Below are 17,464 nucleotides of genomic sequence, written 5' to 3' on the forward strand. Positions count from 1 at the left end.
CAAAAAAAGGCGACCCTTGGGGTCGCCTTTTTTCGTTTACAGACGCTTTAGCGCAGGATCACTGGCGCGCTGTCCGGCGGCAGGTTATTGCGAACCGGTGCACGGCCTGGCTGCTCATAGCCACCGCGACCCAGCTGCTCGGCGATTTGCCGAGCAACGTCTTCACCGAGGGTCTTCGAGACTTCACGGACCACACGCGGGCGATTCAGCGAAACACGAATGTCGCGGCTGTTCACCAGCTTGGTGTCCTGGCCTTCGCCCATGGCGGTAAAGGCCGAGGTGATCTCGAAGGTCTTGGTGTTGATCAGGCTGAAATCCGCCACCAGGGTCAGCCCCAGCACCGCCGAGTAGCTGTTGGTGTTGGCCAGCTCGTTGATGTCCTGGGTGAAGTCGATGTCCGACAAGGTGCCGAACAGCACGTAGTCGGCGCCCTTGAAGTTGCCGGCCTTGATGCGCTTGATCACGTCATAGACGTTGGTCTTGGACGCATCGGTGTGCGGCGAACCTTGCACCAGCTGGAACATGCCGGAGCGCAGGATCTCGCCCTTGATGTCGCCGGTGAACTTACGCAGTTCGCCTTCTTCGATGTAGCTGCTGCTGGACTCCATCTCGTTGTAGCTCGACGAGCCGCTGGCGCTGTAATAACCCTCGCGGTAATTGCTCTGCGCCGAGACCACGTGGATGTATTCCTGCACACGTTCCTGGTAGGCCAGGTCCATGACTGCAACTTTCGGGGCCGCCTGGGCGCTGAACGCACAGGCCAGGGCCAGGATGCCAATCCATGCACGCATTGTTTAACGCTCCGTGGTCTTGCGGATCTCTTTCTCGTCCATCCACTCGGCCAGACCGCTTTCAACGTCGATCAATTGCAGGCTGAACTTGTAGAAGACGTCCTTGTAGTCGCTGCTGCGCTTGACGATGGAGCTGATCGAGCCTTCAAGACGGTATTTGGCGGCGATCATGTTGCCGGTCTTGGCCACCGTGCCTTTCTTGTACAGGCCGCTCTGGTTTTGCAGCTTGAGCTGGTCGACCTGGCTCTGCATGGCGTTGTTGTCGCTGGCGAAGCGGGCGGTGCCGGACTTCATCAACTGGGTCTTGATCGAGGTGGTGATCTCGCGGGTATCGATGTACTCGCTGGTCTTGTTCTTCACGTCGTAGACCTGAACCACCGGGCGACCTTGCAGGATGCCGGACTGGGCCAGGGAGCGAGTCATGGACTCAGCGATCATCTGCAGGTCGGTGGAGCCGAACTCGTTGGTCACCAGTTCCACGGCCTTGCTGTCGCCGTAGCCGATGTTCTTGCCGCCCAGTACAGGCGAGTTGTTGGCGCAGCCGCTGGCCAGAAGGGCGACTACGGCGATGCAGGAAAAGCGTGCAAACATGACGGTGCTCTCTTAATCGAATTCAAAAACGGCTTATTGGGTTTTGACTTCCATGCGGAAATCGGTCGCCTGCGGAACCGGGGCAATGGCCGGCAGGAAGGTGGCCTGGGCGGCGTACAGGTTGAAGACTTTCCAGCTTTCTTCGTCGGCCACCGGGAAACCGTCGTCGCCCAGCCAGACAAAGCGGTAGTACATGGTCATGTTGGTGTGGCTGGTGTTGTTCAGCGCCACCTTGACTGTCAGGAAGCCGTTTTCACGGGCAACCCGCATCGCACCGACGGCGATGTTGTTGAATTTGTTCATCACCACGACCTTGCTCGCGGCGCTGCCGGGTGCCGGAGGTGGAGGGGTGGCGCAGCCGGCCAGGAGGGCCAGTGCGGCGATGGCGATAAGGTTAAAGCGCATGAGCGACTCCGCTTAAGGTTGTTTGAGGGTGGCGATGGCTTGGGCGTTGGGGTTGGCGATCACTTGCGCGGCAAGGCCGCTGGTGAAGACCTGATTGCCGACCACGCGCAGCGCGACCACTTGGTAGCGTTGTTCGATCTTGACCTGGACCCGGGTGCCGCCCAGGGCGTTGGGCAGGCTGATCTGGTGGTCGCCCTGCTTGAGGCGCAGGCGCACCACCTGGGTGTTGTCCGGCAAGGTGCGCCAGGTACGGGTGTCGGCGCCTTCGGTGACCGCCGATGCCAGGCCCACGGCCAGGCCGGCCAGTGGGTTGACGTCGTTCAGTTGCTTTTGCGCCACGCCACGGGTCACGGCGCGCACGGTGGTGCGCAGGATGATCCCCGGCATGTCGTCACGCAGGGCGCGGCGGGACATGGCAGTGGTGCTGTTGAGTTGGGTCAGGTCCTGTTGCTGTTCATCCACCACGATCTGGGTGAACGCCTGGGTCGAGGTGTCCGGCTTGATGACCGGGAACGACAGCGGGGTGATCACCAGGTTGCCGCTGATGGGCAGGGGCAGGGGAATACGGATCGAATCGCGGGCCGGCGCCAGGCCGCTTTGCACCACGATCAGCACGTCGCTGTCGTTGGATTCCACCACCGGGGCGACCACGGCTTTGGCGGCGACCTTTTTCGAGGCCTTGCGGCTCGATTTGCCCGATGGCTTGACGCTGACCAGATCCGCCGGGGCGTCGAGGTTCAGCAAGGCTTTTTCCAGCAGCGGGGTGTTGGGGCGCAGCTCGGCGGCTTTGCGGTAGCCCGGTGCAGCCAGGTCTTTCTCGCCCAGGGCTTCATAGACGAAACCGGCCAGGTAGTGGCTGAACGCACTCTGGTAGCTGTTTTTCAGGTTGACCACGTCTGGCGCGTCAAGGGAGGCCACCGGGTAGCCCTGAAGGTCCTTGTACTCGGTCTTGACCCCTTGCTTCTCGGCCTCTTCCTCGCGCTTGAGGTATTCCTTGTCGCGCAGTTCGGCGATCACGGCTTCGCGTTCGTGGGTCTTCTTGATGGCGCTGCGGGCGCCGTCGAAATCATTCTGGGCCAGCAGGTTGAGGGCCATCTGGGTGGTCAGCATGACTTTTTCGTAGTCGTAGCCTTCGTAGCGACGGACCTTGTCGTTGACCAGGAAGCTGCCGAACTGGGCCAGGTACTTGTCGGTGTCGAGCTTGACCGAGTCTTCCCAGTTGCCCACCACTTGGTCGGCATGCTGCCAGGCGGCCTGGCTACCGTTCAGGTCGCCCTTGGCCCGCAATAGCTCACCTTTCTCGAAGTAATAGAGCAGGTCTTTGTCTTCACCCGTGTTGTTCTTTTCCAGCAGGACCAGAGCGGCGTCGACGTGGCCGGCGCTGAGTTGCTGGTTGGTTTCCTGGAGTTCGTTGTCGTAGCTGCGAAAGGCAGAACAACCGGCAAGGAGGGTGACGGCGCTGAGCGCGAGCGAAGTGAGGGCGCGGGATGCCATGAGCGATACTTCTTCCCTGAAAATTGGCAGCCGAATGCAGGTCTGGCTGTGGGGACCTCTTGGTCTAGGTATCGGGCGATCCTGCCAATTCTTCATTAAAAAATATGGCTGATTCCATATCGCGATAACGAAGGCGCGGCATTATAGACACCGGATGCTGGCTGTGTAATGGCTTTTTAGCTCAACTTTTGCTGCCGATGCCACTACGCCTGCGGGCTGTCTATCGGGCCCGGCTGGCGACGTCTCTAGCCCGCACCGCCTGGCCCGAAACAAACACCTGGCGACCCACCACCCGCAGGTTGATGACCTGATAGGGCAGGTCCACCTTGACCTTGATCGGCGGGCTGTTGGCCACGCTCAGGTGCTGCTCGCCCTTCTTCAGGCGCAGGCGTACCACCTGGGTGTTGTCCGGCAAGGTGCGCCAGGTGCGGGTGTCGGCTTTTTCACGCAGCTCCAGCATGACCAAGTCTTCATCGGCCAGCTTTGGGTTTTTTTTGCGTAGGGCAGCCTGGCGACTGGCCGCCAGCTGCGCGCGCAGGTTGGTACGCAGGATGATCCCCGGCATGTCATCGTGCAGCGCCCGTCGGGACATGGCGCTGGTGCTGTTGAGCAAGGTCAGCGGCTGCGGGCGGCCGTTGACGCTGATGTGGCTGATGGGTGGGGTCGAGGTGTCCGGCTTGATCACCGGGAACGACATCAAGGTCGGTGTGGGCTGGCCTTTGACGTCCACCATCAGGGGCACGCGCACCGAGTCGCGGGCAGGCGCCAGGCCGCTTTGCACAATGATCAGCACTTCGCTCTGGTCAGCACGGGCGGCCGGTTTGTCGAGGTCCCGCAGGGCCTGCTCCAGCAGGGGCGTATGGGGGCGCAGCTCGATGGCCTTGCGATAGCCCGGCGCGGCCAGGGTGCGCTCGCCCAGGGCCTGGTAGACGAAGCCCGCCAGGTAGTGACTGAACGCGCTCTGGTAGCTGTTCTTCAGCTCCAGCACCTCGGGGGCATCCAGGGTGGCCACCGGGTAGCCTTGCAAATCCTTGTACTGCAGATCGATGCCCTGGTCCCGGGCCTGTTGTTCCAGGCGCAGGTATTCCTTGTCCCGCACGCCGGCGATCAAGGCCTCGCGTTCGTGGGTTTTCTTGATCTCGGTGCGGGCGCCGTCGAAGTCGTTCAGGTCCAGCAGGTTGAGGGCCATCTGGGTGGTCAGCATGACTTTTTCGTAGTCGTACCCGTCGTAGCGACGCACCTTGTCGTTGATCAGGAAGCTGCCGAGCTGGGCCAGGTACTTGCCGGTGTCGAAACGCACCTGTTCTTCCCATTTGAAGATTTCCCGGTCGGCGCGGCGCCAGGTGAGCTGGCTGTCGATCAGGTCGCCCTTGGTTCGCAGCAGTTCGCCTTTTTCGAAGTAATAGAGCAGGTCCTTGCTGCGCCAAGGGTTGTGCTGCTCCAGCAGGCCCAGGGCACTGTCAGGGTCGCCGGCGCTGAGTGGCTCGGTGGTGAGCTGCATTTCCTGGTCGTAATCGCGGTAGATCGAGCAACCGCTGAGCAGCAGGGTGCCGAGCAGCAACCCGAGGAGGCGTCGAGGGGCCATAGGCGGTGCTTCTTCCCTGAAAGTGAAGGCCTGAGGGTGGCGCATTATAGGGGCGGATGCACGGTACACAGGCCTGGGCTGGGCGGCGATGTTTTTTGCCTCGGCTACGACCTGGGCTGCAACGCCGGGTGGCAAGCGACGGATGAACGCCTGTAATGCCGATAGGCCTTGAGTGAAGTGCATTGGAAGTGAACAATGTGTTACTTCGTATTTCCATTTGAGATTCGTTCATGACCGCCTTCTCCCGTTCACTGGCGTGGCTGATGCTGCCGGTAGTGGCCCTGTGCAGCTTCAGCGCGCTGGCCGATACGTCCGACAGCGCCGGCAAGGCCCTGCATCTGCTCGATTACATCGGTGCCGACTACCCGTCGACGGTCGAGGCGGGCAAGGTCATCGACGAGTCCGAGTACCGCGAGCAATTGGAGTTTCTCGGCGTGCTCCAGGGGCTGGTGAGCGAACTGCCGGCCAAGCCCGAGCAGGCCGAGTTGAATGACGGCATCCGTCGTTTGCGCACGGCCGTGACGGCGCACGAGGACGGTGCCCAGGTGGCGCGTCAGGCCCGGCAACTGGGGGCTCGCCTGGCTGTGGCCTATGAAGTCAGCCAGGCGCCGATCATCACCCCGGATCCGGCCCGTGGCGCGCCGCTCTATGCCCAACATTGTTCGGTGTGCCACGGCACCAGTGGCAGCGGCGATGGCCCGGCGGGTGTCGGCCTGATGCCGCCACCGGCCAATCTGCGCGATGCCAAGCGCCTGGACCGCCTGAGCCTGTACGCGATCTACAACACCCTGGGCCTGGGGATCGAAGGCACCGACATGCCGTCGTTCGCCGACCAACTGGATGATCGTCAGCGTTGGGACCTGGCCACCTACATCGCCGGTTTCAGTGCCGACCCGGCTGCCGCCAAGAGCGACAGCCCGTTCAACCTGGCCGACCTGGCCCGGCAAACCCCCAGCGAAGTGTTGAGTGCCCAGGGTGCCGAGGCGGCCGCGACCTTCCGCGCCCAGCGTGGGCAGCCGCCCCAGGTCAAGCGTGGCCCGGCCCAGTTGCTCGACTACACCGCCTCGACCCTGGACAAGAGCCTGGCGGCCTACCGCGCTGGCGACCATGAGCAGGCCTACGACCTGTCAGTGGCGGCTTACCTGGAAGGTTTCGAGCTGGTGGAAAGCTCCTTGGACAACGTCGATGCCACGGTGCGTAAAGACACCGAGAAGTCCCTGATGGCTTACCGGCAGTCCCTGCAGGACGGCTTGCCAGTGGACCAGGCCGAGCAGCGTCTGCAGGCGGCCAAGGCCAAGCTCAAGGAGTCCGCGGGCTTGTTGGGCAGCGATGGCTTGAGCTGGTCCCTGAGCTTTATCTCCGGCTTGCTGATTCTGCTGCGCGAGGGCCTGGAAGCGATTCTGGTGCTGGCGGCGATCCTCGCCTTCCTGCGCAATACCGGGCAGCAGTCGGCGGTTCGCAGCGTCAACGTCGGTTGGGCCCTGGCGCTGCTGGCGGGCCTGGGCACCTGGGCCCTGGCGGCTTATGTGATCGATGTCAGTGGTTCCCAGCGGGAGTTGCTGGAAGGGGCGACGGCGTTGTTCGCCAGCGTCATGGTGCTCTGGCTCGGCGTGTGGATGCACGACCGGCGCCATGCGGCCGCTTGGCAGGACTACATCAAGAGCAGCCTGGTGGGCGGGGGCGGGCGTTTCGGTTTTGCGATCCTGGCGTTCTTCTCGGTTTATCGCGAGCTGTTCGAGGTGATCCTATTCTACGAAACCCTGTGGCTGCAGGCGGGCCCGGCGGGTCACAACGCGGTGCTGGCCGGTGGCGCCACTGCGCTGGTGCTGCTGGTGGGCCTGGCCTGGGTGATTCTGCGGGGCTCGGCCAAGCTGCCGCTGGCATTGTTCTTCGGCATCAACGCAGCGCTGCTGTGTGCGCTGTCGGTGGTGTTTGCCGGGCACGGCGTCAAGGCGCTGCAGGAGGCCGGCATTTTCGGCACCCGACCGGTGGCGTTCTTTGACTTCGACTGGCTGGGGATTCACGCTGACGCCTATTCGCTCGGGGCTCAGGCCGTGGCGCTGCTGGCGATTGTGGTGCTGTACAGCCGCAGCCGCCTGAATGAGAAGCAGCGCGTGCGCGCGTCCTGAATCTGAGGCGTCGCTGATCGCGGGCAAGCTCGCTCCTGACCGGGGCGGCTTGCCCGTTTTGCTTTCTGTAGGGAGAACATTCAATGCGTGTGTGGATCGATGCCGATGCCTGCCCCAAGGCGGCCAAGGACCAGGTGGTGCGGTTTGCCCTCAAGCGCCAGTTCGAGGTGCTGCTGGTGGCCGGGCAGCCGCAGATCAAGCCGGCCTTTGCCTGCGTCAGGCTGATCGTGGTGCCCAGTGGACCGGATGCCGCGGACGACTACCTGGTGGAACACGCGGTGCCTGGGGAGTTGGTGATCTGCAGCGATGTGCCCCTGGCTGACCGGCTGGTGAAGAAGGGCGTGGCGGCCCTCGACCCGCGGGGCAAGGAGTTCGATGCGCAGAACATGGGCGAGCGCCTGGCGGTGCGCAATCTGTTCACCGACCTGCGGGAGCAGGGCCAGGTTGGGGGAGGGCAGGGGCCTTACAGCGATCGGGATAAGCAGGCATTCGCCAACGCCCTGGACCGGATTCTGACCCGGCTGGCGCGCCAGGCCTGAACCCTGGTGGCGAGGCGTTTGAGGGCCTCGCCACAGGCAGCGGCTTACTGGTCGTGTTCGTGGGTCAGTTCCAGCACCCGGTCCACCAGCTTGTTGATGCCGGATGCAGCTTCGCTGATGGATTGCGCGAGCATGTAGGCCGGGGTGCAGACCAGCTTGCGGGCCTTGTCCTCGATGATATCGCTCACCGCGCAGTCTTCATGGGTGGCGCCCATCTTGGTCAGGGCTTCGGCAGTGCCGGCGTCGTTGCCGATGGTGCAGGTCACGCCCGGGCCATAGATTTTTGCCGCCAAGGCCGGGGTGATGCAGATCAGGCCCACCGGCTTGCCGGCTTCGGCAAAGGCTTCGGCCAGGGCCAGGACGTCTTCCTGTACCGTGCAAGCGGCCCCTTCCACCGCGAAGTTGGACAGGTTTTTCGCTGCGCCGAAACCGCCGGGAACGATCAGCGCATCAAAGTCCTCGACGTTGGCCTCGCGCACGTTCTTCACCTCGCCCCGGGCGATGCGCGCCGATTCCACCAGGACATTGCGCTGCTCGGGCATGGCGTCGCCGGTGAGGTGGTTGATCACGTGCATCTGCGGGATATCGGGGGCGAAGCACTGGACCTTGGCGCCGCGCTGGTCGAGGCGCAGCAGGGTAATCACGCTTTCATGGATCTCCGCGCCGTCGTAGACGCCGCAACCGGAAAGGATCACTGCAACTTTTTTGCTCATGGGCTTTTCTCCAGATTCATGGCGCTAAATGTCCACTAATTTGTCATGTGTTGCCATAGGGCGATTGCGCGCTGGGACCTAATCTCCGGTATCGAATCCGATCAGGCCGTGTCATGAACTTCATCCTCTATGCGGTGCCGTTTTTCTTCGTGCTGATTGTCCTGGAGCTGCTGCTCGACCGCTGGCGCGGAGTCAATAACTACCGGGTCGCGGATGCGGTAAACAGCATCAGCACCGGGGTCTTGTCCACCACCACCGGCCTGCTGACCAAGGGCGTCGGCCTGCTGACTTATGCGTTCGCCCTGGAGTATGTGGGGCTGTTCCAGTGGCCTGCCGACAGCGTCTGGGTGTGGGTCTTCGCCTTTGTCCTGTATGACTTCTGCTACTACTGGCTGCACCGCCTGGGGCACGAGCGCAACATTCTCTGGGCTGCCCATTCGGTGCATCACCAGAGCGAGGACTACAACCTCTCCACGGCCCTGCGCCAGACCAGCACCGGTTTCTTGCTGAGCTGGATCTTCTACCTGCCCTTGGCACTGTTCGGCGTGCCGCTGCTGGTGTTTGTCAGCGTCGCGGCATTGAACCTGCTGTACCAGTTCTGGGTGCATACCCGGCATATTCCCAAGCTCGGCTGGTATGAGTGGTTCTTCGTCACGCCGTCCAATCACCGTGCGCACCACGCGCAAAACCCTCTTTACATGGATCGCAACTACGGCGGGGTGTTCATTATTTGGGACCGCCTGTTCGGCACCTTCCAGGAAGAGGACGACAACGAGCCGGTGGTGTTCGGCGTGACCACGCCGCTGGCCAGCTGGAACCCGATTTGGGCCAACCTGCAGTTCTATGCTCAGTTGCTGGCGGATGCGCGACGTACCCGAAACCTGTGGGACAAACTGCGAATCTGGTTTATGCCCACGGGCTGGCGGCCGGCGGATGTGGCGGCCCGCTACCCGCTGAACAAGCCGGACCTGGCAAGCTTTCGCAAGTTCGAGGTGCCGCTGGCGTTGGGGCAGCAGGTGTATGTGGTGCTGCAGTTCGCGGTCTACGTCGCCTTGGGCAGCTACTTGATGAACCTGGAGAACAGCTTGTCCACTGCCGGCCTGGTCCTGGGCTGGGGCGCCATGGCCTGGGGGCTGTTTGTGCTGGGGACCTTGCTGGAAAGTCGCCCTTGGGCGTTGAAGCTGGAGGGGCTGCGGCTGCTGTCGAATCTGCCGCTGGTGTGGCTGGCGCCGATGGTTGGGCTGTGGCCGGGCAACCCCTTGGCTTGGGTTGCCCTGCTGCTTTACAGCGTGCTCAGTGGGCTGGCGCTGTATGGCTGCCGCGGCCGTTTCACTCGCTTGGCGTAGGGCTGTCGTTGGCTTTTTTCAGCTCGGCCTGTTCGGCTTCGTAGATTTGCTTGGCCAGGCGCGCGTTCTTGAAGCGGCGGCGCAGCCACAGGCCGACGCCGAGCAGCAGCAACGCACCGAGGACCCACAGCTCGTACTTCTTGATGCTGCCGAGCATGCCTTCCATGATCGCGCCGAAGTGATAGGCCGCCGCTGCCAGGGCGGCCGCCCAGATGGCCGCGCCAATGCCGTTGAGCAACAGGTAGCGGCCCGGCGGATAGCCAGACAGGCCGATGGCCACCGGCATCACCGTGCGCAAGCCGTACACGAAGCGGAAGCTCAGCACCCAGATATCCGGGTGCTTGCGAATGTGCTCCAGCGCCCGGTCACCCATCATCTGCCAGCGCGGTTTGCGTGCCAGTAACTTGCGTCCATGGCGACGACCGAGGAAGTACCACAGCTGATCGCCGGCATAGCTGCCGAAGAACGCCACGACCACCACCAGGTTGATGTCCATGTATCCACGGAACGCGAGGAAGCCGGCCAGGACCAAGATGGTCTCGCCTTCGAAAAATGTGCCTAGAAAGAGGGCGAAGTAGCCGAAATCCTGGAGAAATTGTTGGAGCATTGTCTGGATGCTGGCGAAATGAACGCGCAGCCTACCCCTTCGGCGACAGGGATGAAAGTATCGAAATGTGTCTCGACGTGAACAATTCGGCCAATGACAATGGCTGCGACTGCCGCTTACAGGGCTAAGCACAACTGTCATACGTTCGTCATAATGGCCGCTTATAACTGTCACGCTCGCCCGCCAGCGCGGGCTCAGGAGTCTGCCGTGAGCTTTACCCCCGCCAACCGCCTGTTTCCCGCCACTCGCTTGCGTCGTAACCGCCGTGATGACTTCTCCCGACGTCTGGTGCGCGAGAACCGGCTGTCGGTGGACGATCTGATCCTTCCGGTGTTCGTGCTCGACGGTGAGAACCGGCGCGAGGCGGTGGCGTCGATGCCCGGCGTGGAGCGCCTGACCATCGATCTGTTGCTTGAAGAGGCGGCGCATTGGGTCGAGCTGGGGATTCCGGCGCTGGCGCTGTTTCCGGTGACGCCGGCAGGGCTCAAGTCCCTGGATGCCGCCGAAGCCTGGAACCCCGACGGTATCGCCCAGCGCGCTACCCGGGCCCTGCGTGAACGCTTCCCGGAGTTGGGGGTGATCACCGACGTCGCCCTCGACCCGTTCACCACCCATGGCCAGGACGGCATTCTCGACGAACAGGGTTATGTGCAAAACGACGTCACCGTTGATGCCTTGGTGCGCCAGGCCTTGTCCCATGCCGCCGCCGGTGCCCAGGTGGTGGCGCCGTCGGACATGATGGACGGCCGTATCCAGGCGATCCGTGAAGCCTTGGAGCTGGCCGGTCATGTCAACGTGCGGATCATGGCCTACTCGGCCAAGTACGCCAGCGCCTACTACGGCCCGTTCCGCGATGCGGTGGGGTCGGCGCTGAACCTGGGCAAGGCCGACAAGGCCTCGTACCAGATGGACCCGGCCAACGGCGATGAAGCCCTGCATGAAGTGGCGGCCGATCTGGCCGAAGGGGCGGACATGGTCATGGTCAAGCCGGGGATGCCTTACCTGGACATCCTTTTCCGGGTCAAAGATGAATTCAAGGTGCCGACCTTTGTCTATCAGGTCAGCGGCGAATACGCCATGCACATGGCGGCGATCCAGAATGGTTGGTTGGGTGAAGGAGTTATTCTTGAATCCCTGACCGCCTTTAAACGTGCAGGTGCTGATGGCATCCTGACTTACTTTGCCGTTCGTGCTGCTCAATTGTTACGAGAGCAAAAATAGCCCTCCCAGGAACACGCGATGAATACCGAAGGACTCACTGAAGTTGCCGTAAAAGAGGCTCAGCCTGTGGTCGAACAAGTGGTGGAAACCCCGCCGGAGCTGGAAACCCCTCCGCCGGCAGCGGTGACGGCCGAGGCGCAGCCGGCGCCGGCGATCGTCGTCCCCAACCTGGATGACAGCAGCCTGTACATCCACCGTGAGCTGTCGCAACTGCAGTTCAACATCCGTGTGCTGGAGCAGGCGCTGGATGAGTCCTATCCGTTGCTGGAACGGCTGAAATTCCTGCTGATCTTCTCCAGCAACCTGGATGAGTTCTTCGAGATTCGTGTAGCGGGGCTGAAGAAGCAGATCACCTTCGCCCGGGAACAAGCCGGTGCCGATGGCCTGCAACCCCACCAGGCCCTGGCGCGCATCAGCGAGCTGGTGCACGGTCACGTCGACCGCCAGTACGCGATCCTCAACGACATCCTGCTGCCGGAGCTGGAAAAGCATCAGGTGCGCTTTATCCGCCGCCGTTACTGGACCACCAAGCTCAAGACCTGGGTGCGCCGCTATTTCCGCGACGAAATCGCGCCGATCATCACCCCCATCGGCCTCGACCCGACGCACCCGTTCCCGTTGCTGGTGAACAAGAGCCTGAACTTTATCGTCGAGCTCGAAGGCATCGACGCCTTCGGTCGCGATTCCGGCCTGGCGATCATCCCGGCCCCGCGCCTGTTGCCACGGATCATCAAGGTGCCGGAAGAAGTCGGCGGCCCGGGCGACAATTATGTGTTCCTCTCGTCGATGATCCACGCCCACGCTGATGACCTCTTCCAGGGCATGAAGGTAAAAGGCTGCTATCAGTTCCGCCTGACCCGTAACGCCGACCTGGCGGTAGACACCGAAGACGTCGAAGACCTGGCCCGCGCCCTGCGCGGCGAGCTGTTCTCCCGTCGCTACGGTGACGCGGTGCGCCTGGAGGTGGCCGACACCTGCCCGAAACACCTGTCCGACTACCTGCTCAAGCAGTTCAACCTGCACGAAACCGAGCTGTACCAGGTCAATGGCCCGGTGAACCTGACGCGCCTGTTCAGCATCACCGGCCTGGACAGCCATCCGGAGCTGCAATACACGCCGTTCACCCCGCAGATCCCCAAGCTGTTGCAGAACAGCGAGAACATTTTCAGCGTGATCAGCAAGCAGGACATCCTGCTGCTGCACCCGTTCGAGTCCTTCACCCCGGTGGTCGACCTGCTGCGCCAGGCGGCCAAGGACCCGCACGTGCTGGCGGTGCGCCAGACCCTGTATCGCAGCGGTGCCAACTCGGAAATCGTCGACGCCCTGGTGGACGCCGCGCGCAACGGCAAGGAAGTCACCGCGGTGATCGAGTTGCGGGCGCGGTTCGATGAAGAGTCCAACCTGCAGATGGCCAGCCGTCTGCAAGCGGCCGGCGCGGTGGTGATCTACGGCGTGGTGGGCTTCAAGACCCACGCCAAGATGATGCTGATCCTGCGGCGCGAGGCCGGCGAGATCGTGCGTTACGCCCACTTGGGCACTGGCAACTACCACGCCGCCAACGCCCGCCTATACACCGACTACAGCCTGCTGACATCCGACGACGCCCTGTGTGAAGACGTGGGCAAGCTGTTCAGCCAGTTGATCGGCATGGGCAAGACCTTGCGCATGAAGAAGCTGCTGCATGCGCCGTTCACCCTGAAGAAGGGCATGCTCGACATGATCTTGCGCGAGACCCAGTTTGCCCTCGATGGCAAGCCGGCCCATATCATCGCCAAGTTCAACTCCCTGACCGATCCGAAGATCATCCGTGCGCTGTACAAGGCCAGTCAGTCTGGCGTGCGTATCGACCTAGTGGTGCGTGGCATGTGCTGCCTGCGTCCTGGCATTGCCGGGGTTTCGCACAATATCCACGTGCGCTCGATCATCGGCCGCTTCCTGGAGCACACCCGGGTGTTCTACTTCCTCAATGGCGGCGAAGAGCAGTTGTTCCTCTCCAGCGCCGACTGGATGGAGCGCAACCTCGACAAGCGCGTCGAGACTTGCTTCCCGGTGGAGGGCAAGAAGTTGATCCTGCGGGTGAAGAAGGAGTTGGAGAGTTACCTCACCGATAACACCCACAGCTGGAGCCTGCAGTCCGACGGTCGTTACATCCGTAACACGCCGACCGGCAACCAGAACCCACGCAGCGCCCAGGCAACCCTGCTGGAACGCCTCGGCAGCCCGGTATTGCCCGTGCGTTAACCCCACCGCCTTGTTGTAGGCGCTGGCTCGCCAGCGATCGCGGTCTCAAGGCCCTGGCGGATCCGGGGCCTTATCGCAGGCGAGTGGTTAGCGGACGTTGAGGGTGATGTTGACCCGGGTCAGCCACTCCGCTTCCAGGGCGAAGTCGGCTTGGGTCAGTTGGTTTTCGTCCAGCCAGTTTTCCGGGAACACCACGTCCAACTGGTCGCCGTTGGCGCTGAGCTTCACCTGGGGCATTTCCTGGGTGCCGCGGATGTGGTGGAACAGGATCGCAAAACGCAGCAACACGCACAGGCGGATCAGCTTGATCCCGTCATCGCCGAACTCGGCGAACTTTTCCTTGGGAATATTGCGCCGGTGGCCACGCACCAGCAGCGCCAGCATTTGCTGGTCCTCGCGGGAGAAGCCGGCCAGGTCCGAGTGCTCGATCAGGTAGGCGCCGTGCTTGTGGTAGTGGTAGTGGGCGATGTCCAGGCCCACTTCGTGGACTTTGGCAGCCCAGCCCAGCAACTCGCGCCAGACACCGTCTTCCAGGTCCCAGTCCTCCGCCACTTGGTCGAAGGCATGCAGCGCCTTGCGCTCGACGCGTGCGGCTTGCTCCTGATCCACGTGGTAGCGCTCCATCAGCGAGGTGAGGGTGCGTTCGCGCACGTCCTCGTGATGATGGCGGCCCAGCAGGTCGTAGAGGACGCCTTCACGCAAGGCCCCTTCGCAATGGTCCATGCGTTGCAGTTCGAGGGCATCGAAGATGGCTTCGAGAATCGCCAGGCCCGCCGGAAAAATGGTCCGGCGGTCCGGCTTGATGCCTTCGAAGTCGATCTTGTCGGCTTCGCCCAGCTTGAACAGCTTGCGCTTGAGCCACGCCAGGCCTTCGGCATTGACTTCACCGGTGCCGTGGCCGCCGGCCTTGAGGGCCAGGCCGATGGCGCGGATGGTGCCGGAGGAGCCGATGGCCTCATCCCAGGTCAGGCGGTGCAGGGCATGCTCGATGCTCATGATTTCCAGGCGCGCCGCGGTGTACGCCTGGGCGTAGCGGGCTGGGGTGATCTTGCCGTCGCGGAAATACCGTTGGGTGAAGCTCACGCAGCCCATCTGCAGGCTTTCCCGCAGCAGGGGCTCGAAACGTTGGCCAATGATGAACTCGGTACTGCCGCCGCCAATGTCGGCCACCAGGCGCTTGCCCGGGGTGTCGGCGAGGGTGTGGGAGACACCGAGGTAAATAAGACGGGCTTCTTCTCGGCCGGAGATGACTTCCACCGGGTGGCCGAGGATTTCTTCGGCGCGGCGGATGAACTCGCCACGGTTGCGGGCTTCGCGCAGGGCGTTGGTGCCGACAATGCGCACGGCGCCCAGGGGCATGCCGTTGATCAGTTGGGCAAAGCGCTTGAGGCAATCGAGCCCGCGCTGCATGGACTCTTCGTTGAGCTGGCGTTCTTCGTTGATACCGGCGGCCAGCTGAACCTTTTCACCGAGCCGTTCGAGAATGCGGATTTCACCGTTCTGGGCCTTGGCCACGACCATGTGGAAGCTGTTGGAGCCCAGGTCGATGGCAGCGATCAGGGACAGATTCTTGGCTTGGGATTGCGGCATGGTTTGGGGGTCTCGGTCGATAACCTCGCCATCGTGCCACGATCAATCGCTCGCGCCAACGCGCAGTGTTTAATGCGTTGATTCAGCGCATAAAAGCCTTGGCTGGGCGAACTGCCGCCGGGCACCGGCCAGCCGGCTGCCACAGCGGCGGGGCGTCAAGCGTGCTCGTTGCTGCCAATGAAGTTCGCCAGCTCCGGCGTCTGCGGGTTGGCGAACAGCTCCTTGGGGTCGCCCACTTCATGCACCTTGCCCTGGTGCATGAACACCAGCTTGTCGCCCACTTCCCGGGCAAAGCGCATCTCGTGGGTCACCATGATCAGGGTCATGCCGTCCTTGGCCAGTTGGCGCACCACGCTGAGCACTTCATTGACCAGTTCCGGGTCGAGCGCCGAGGTGATTTCGTCGCACAGCAGCACCTTCGGCGACATCGCCAGGGCGCGGGCGATGGCCACCCGCTGTTGCTGGCCGCCGGACAGCCGGTCGGGGAAGGCGTCGAACTTCTCTGCCAGGCCAACCCGGGTCAGCATCTGCCGCGCCAGTTCGGCGGCGCGGGCCTTGGGCACCTTTTGCACCACTTGCGGGGCAAGCATCACGTTCTCGCCCACGGTCAGGTGCGGGAACAGGTTGAACTGCTGGAACACCATGCCGACCTTCTGCCGCAGGCTGCGCAAGTCGGCGCGGGCGGCGTCCAGGTATTCGCCGTCGACTTCGATGACCCCGTCGTTGATCGACTCCAGGCCGTTGAGGGTGCGCAGCAGGGTGCTTTTGCCCGAGCCGCTGCGGCCGATGATCGCCACCACCTGGCCCTCGTCGATGCTGAGGTCGATGCCCTTGAGCACATGATGGTCGCCGTAATACTTATGCAGGGCGGAAATTCTAAGCAGAGGCATGCAGTCTCCTTTCCAGGTAGCGCGCACTGAGGGACAAGGGGTAGCAAAGCAGGAAGTAACCGAGGGCCACCAAGCCGTACACCATGAAGGGTTCGAAGGTGGCGTTGGCCAACATGCCGCCGGTTTTGGTCAGTTCGGTGAAGCCGATGATCGATGTCACGGCGGTGCCTTTGACCACCTGCACCGAGAAGCCCACGGTGGGCGCCACGGCGATGCGCAGGGCTTGGGGCAGGATCACGTAGCGCAGTTGCTCATAAGGGTTCAGGGCCAGGCTCGACGAGGCTTCCCATTGGCCATGGGGGATTGACTCGACGCAGCCGCGCCAGATCTCTGCCAGGTAGGCACTGGTGAACAGGGTCAGGGCGATGGCCGCGGCCAGCCAGGGCGAGATATCCACCCCCAGCAAGGCGACACCGAAGAACACCAGGAACAGCTGCATCAACAGCGGTGTGCCCTGGAACAGTTCTATATAGGTGCGGGCGAAGCCGCTGGCGAAGCGCTTGTGGGAAATGCGCAGGGTCATGATCAGCAGGCCGATCAGGCCGCCGCCGATAAACGCCACCAGCGACAGGGCCAGGGTCCATTGCAGCCCCACCAGCAGGTTGCGCAGGATGTCCCAGAAAGTGAAATCGCTCATTGGCTGCTCCTTGCGATGTAGCGTCGGCCGATCCAGTTCAGCAACTGGCGGATCAGCAAGGCCATGCACAGGTAAATGAGGGTGGTCAGGGCGTAGGTTTCAAAGGCGCGGAAGTTGCGCGATTGAATGAAGTTGGCGGCAAAGCTCAATTCCTCGGTGGCGATCTGCGAACAGACCGCCGAACCCAGCATGACGATGATGATCTGGCTGCTCAGGGCGGGCCAGACCTTGCCCAGCGCCGGCAGCAGGACTACGTGGCGGAAGGCTTCCATGCGCGTCATGGCCAGGGCTGCCGCGGCCTCCAGTTGACCCTTGGGGATCGCCTGGATGCCGGCGCGGATGATTTCCGTGGAATAGGCGCCGAGGTTGATCACCATCGCGAGCACCGCCGCCTGCCACTCGGAAATCTGCACGCCCAGGGACGGCAGGCCGAAGAAGATAAAGAACAGCTGCACCAGAAAGGGCGTGTTGCGGATCAGCTCGACGTAGACGCCAAAGATCGCCGAGAGGGGCTGGATCTTCCAGGCCCGCACCAAGGCGCCGATGATCCCCAGGCCCACCCCGAACACGGCACCGATGGCGGTCAGCTCCAGGGTGAACAGGGCGCCGCGCAGGAGCAGGCCGGTGTTTTCCAGCACCGGGAGAAAGTCGAACTGATAAGCCATGGATAACCTCCGGGGCCGGG

General features: G+C 62.8%; 16 protein-coding genes. 5 read left to right on the forward strand and 11 right to left on the reverse strand.

The window, feature by feature from the left end; genetic code table 11:
* Positions 1-47: 47 nt before the first annotated feature.
* The 5 genes from M1B35_RS17830 to M1B35_RS17850 form a co-directional block, all read right to left on the reverse strand.
* Positions 48-791, reverse strand: a complete 744-nt coding sequence (locus M1B35_RS17830; protein ID WP_123327767.1) for a penicillin-binding protein activator LpoB — start codon at positions 789-791, stop codon at positions 48-50.
* 3 nt (positions 792-794) lie between these two features.
* Positions 795-1,382, reverse strand: a complete 588-nt coding sequence (gene lpoB, locus M1B35_RS17835) for a penicillin-binding protein activator LpoB (RefSeq protein WP_123327766.1) — start codon at positions 1,380-1,382, stop codon at positions 795-797.
* A gap of 33 nt (positions 1,383-1,415) precedes the next feature.
* A complete protein-coding gene (locus M1B35_RS17840; protein WP_268262661.1) occupies positions 1,416-1,787 on the reverse strand; it encodes a YcfL family putative periplasmic lipoprotein in 372 nt (123 codons plus the stop codon).
* Between the two features lie 12 nt (positions 1,788-1,799).
* Positions 1,800-3,281: a COG3014 family protein gene (locus M1B35_RS17845; protein WP_268262662.1), complete on the reverse strand. Its 1,482-nt coding sequence runs from the start codon at positions 3,279-3,281 to the stop codon at positions 1,800-1,802.
* A gap of 220 nt (positions 3,282-3,501) precedes the next feature.
* The gene (locus M1B35_RS17850; RefSeq protein ID WP_268262663.1) at positions 3,502-4,866 is read right to left on the reverse strand and encodes a COG3014 family protein; all 1,365 of its coding nucleotides are present in this window, start codon (positions 4,864-4,866) and stop codon (positions 3,502-3,504) included.
* A gap of 230 nt (positions 4,867-5,096) precedes the next feature.
* On the opposite strand from M1B35_RS17850, the gene M1B35_RS17855 reads away from it, so the two are divergent.
* Both M1B35_RS17855 and M1B35_RS17860 read left to right on the forward strand, forming a co-directional pair.
* Positions 5,097-6,995 (forward strand): cytochrome c/FTR1 family iron permease, encoded by a 1,899-nt coding sequence (locus tag M1B35_RS17855; RefSeq protein WP_123327762.1) that lies wholly within the window; start codon positions 5,097-5,099, stop codon positions 6,993-6,995.
* A gap of 83 nt (positions 6,996-7,078) precedes the next feature.
* On the forward strand, positions 7,079-7,534 hold the full coding sequence (locus tag M1B35_RS17860) for a YaiI/YqxD family protein (RefSeq protein ID WP_268262664.1): 456 nt from the start codon (positions 7,079-7,081) through the stop codon (positions 7,532-7,534).
* Between the two features lie 44 nt (positions 7,535-7,578).
* Here M1B35_RS17860 and elbB read toward each other — a convergent pair whose 3' ends face one another.
* Positions 7,579-8,247, reverse strand: coding sequence for an isoprenoid biosynthesis glyoxalase ElbB (gene elbB / locus M1B35_RS17865; protein WP_268262665.1), 669 nt, complete (start codon positions 8,245-8,247; stop codon positions 7,579-7,581).
* A gap of 113 nt (positions 8,248-8,360) precedes the next feature.
* On the opposite strand from elbB, the gene M1B35_RS17870 reads away from it, so the two are divergent.
* Entirely contained in the window at positions 8,361-9,593 is a 1,233-nt protein-coding gene (locus M1B35_RS17870; RefSeq protein WP_268262666.1) for a sterol desaturase family protein, read from the forward strand.
* Here M1B35_RS17870 and M1B35_RS17875 read toward each other — a convergent pair.
* Positions 9,577-10,200, reverse strand: coding sequence for a DedA family protein (locus M1B35_RS17875; protein ID WP_268262667.1), 624 nt, complete (start codon positions 10,198-10,200; stop codon positions 9,577-9,579). The two genes, M1B35_RS17870 and M1B35_RS17875, sit on opposite strands and share 17 nt — an antisense overlap.
* Before the next feature lie 207 nt (positions 10,201-10,407).
* Here M1B35_RS17875 and hemB point away from each other — a divergent pair, with 207 nt between their 5' ends.
* Both hemB and ppk1 read left to right on the forward strand, forming a co-directional pair.
* Positions 10,408-11,421, forward strand: coding sequence for a porphobilinogen synthase (hemB, locus tag M1B35_RS17880; RefSeq protein ID WP_268262668.1), 1,014 nt, complete (start codon positions 10,408-10,410; stop codon positions 11,419-11,421).
* 18 nt (positions 11,422-11,439) lie between these two features.
* Positions 11,440-13,662: a polyphosphate kinase 1 gene (ppk1, locus tag M1B35_RS17885; protein WP_123327756.1), complete on the forward strand. Its 2,223-nt coding sequence runs from the start codon at positions 11,440-11,442 to the stop codon at positions 13,660-13,662.
* An 87-nt stretch (positions 13,663-13,749) separates the two neighbouring features.
* On the opposite strand, the gene ppx is transcribed toward ppk1, so the two are convergent.
* The 4 genes from ppx to M1B35_RS17905 form a co-directional block, all read right to left on the reverse strand.
* Entirely contained in the window at positions 13,750-15,252 is a 1,503-nt protein-coding gene (gene ppx / locus M1B35_RS17890; RefSeq protein ID WP_123327755.1) for an exopolyphosphatase, read from the reverse strand.
* A 155-nt stretch (positions 15,253-15,407) separates the two neighbouring features.
* Entirely contained in the window at positions 15,408-16,142 is a 735-nt protein-coding gene (locus tag M1B35_RS17895) for an amino acid ABC transporter ATP-binding protein (protein WP_123327754.1), read from the reverse strand.
* Positions 16,129-16,779, reverse strand: a complete 651-nt coding sequence (locus M1B35_RS17900; RefSeq protein ID WP_123327753.1) for an amino acid ABC transporter permease — start codon at positions 16,777-16,779, stop codon at positions 16,129-16,131. The genes M1B35_RS17895 and M1B35_RS17900 overlap by 14 nt, the downstream gene beginning before the upstream one ends.
* Positions 16,776-17,444 (reverse strand): amino acid ABC transporter permease, encoded by a 669-nt coding sequence (locus M1B35_RS17905; protein WP_123327752.1) that lies wholly within the window; start codon positions 17,442-17,444, stop codon positions 16,776-16,778. The genes M1B35_RS17900 and M1B35_RS17905 overlap by 4 nt, the downstream gene beginning before the upstream one ends.
* Positions 17,445-17,464 lie beyond the last annotated feature (20 nt).

The organism is Pseudomonas morbosilactucae (assembly GCF_023241665.1).
Taxonomy (GTDB): Bacteria; Pseudomonadota; Gammaproteobacteria; order Pseudomonadales; family Pseudomonadaceae; genus Aquipseudomonas; species Aquipseudomonas morbosilactucae.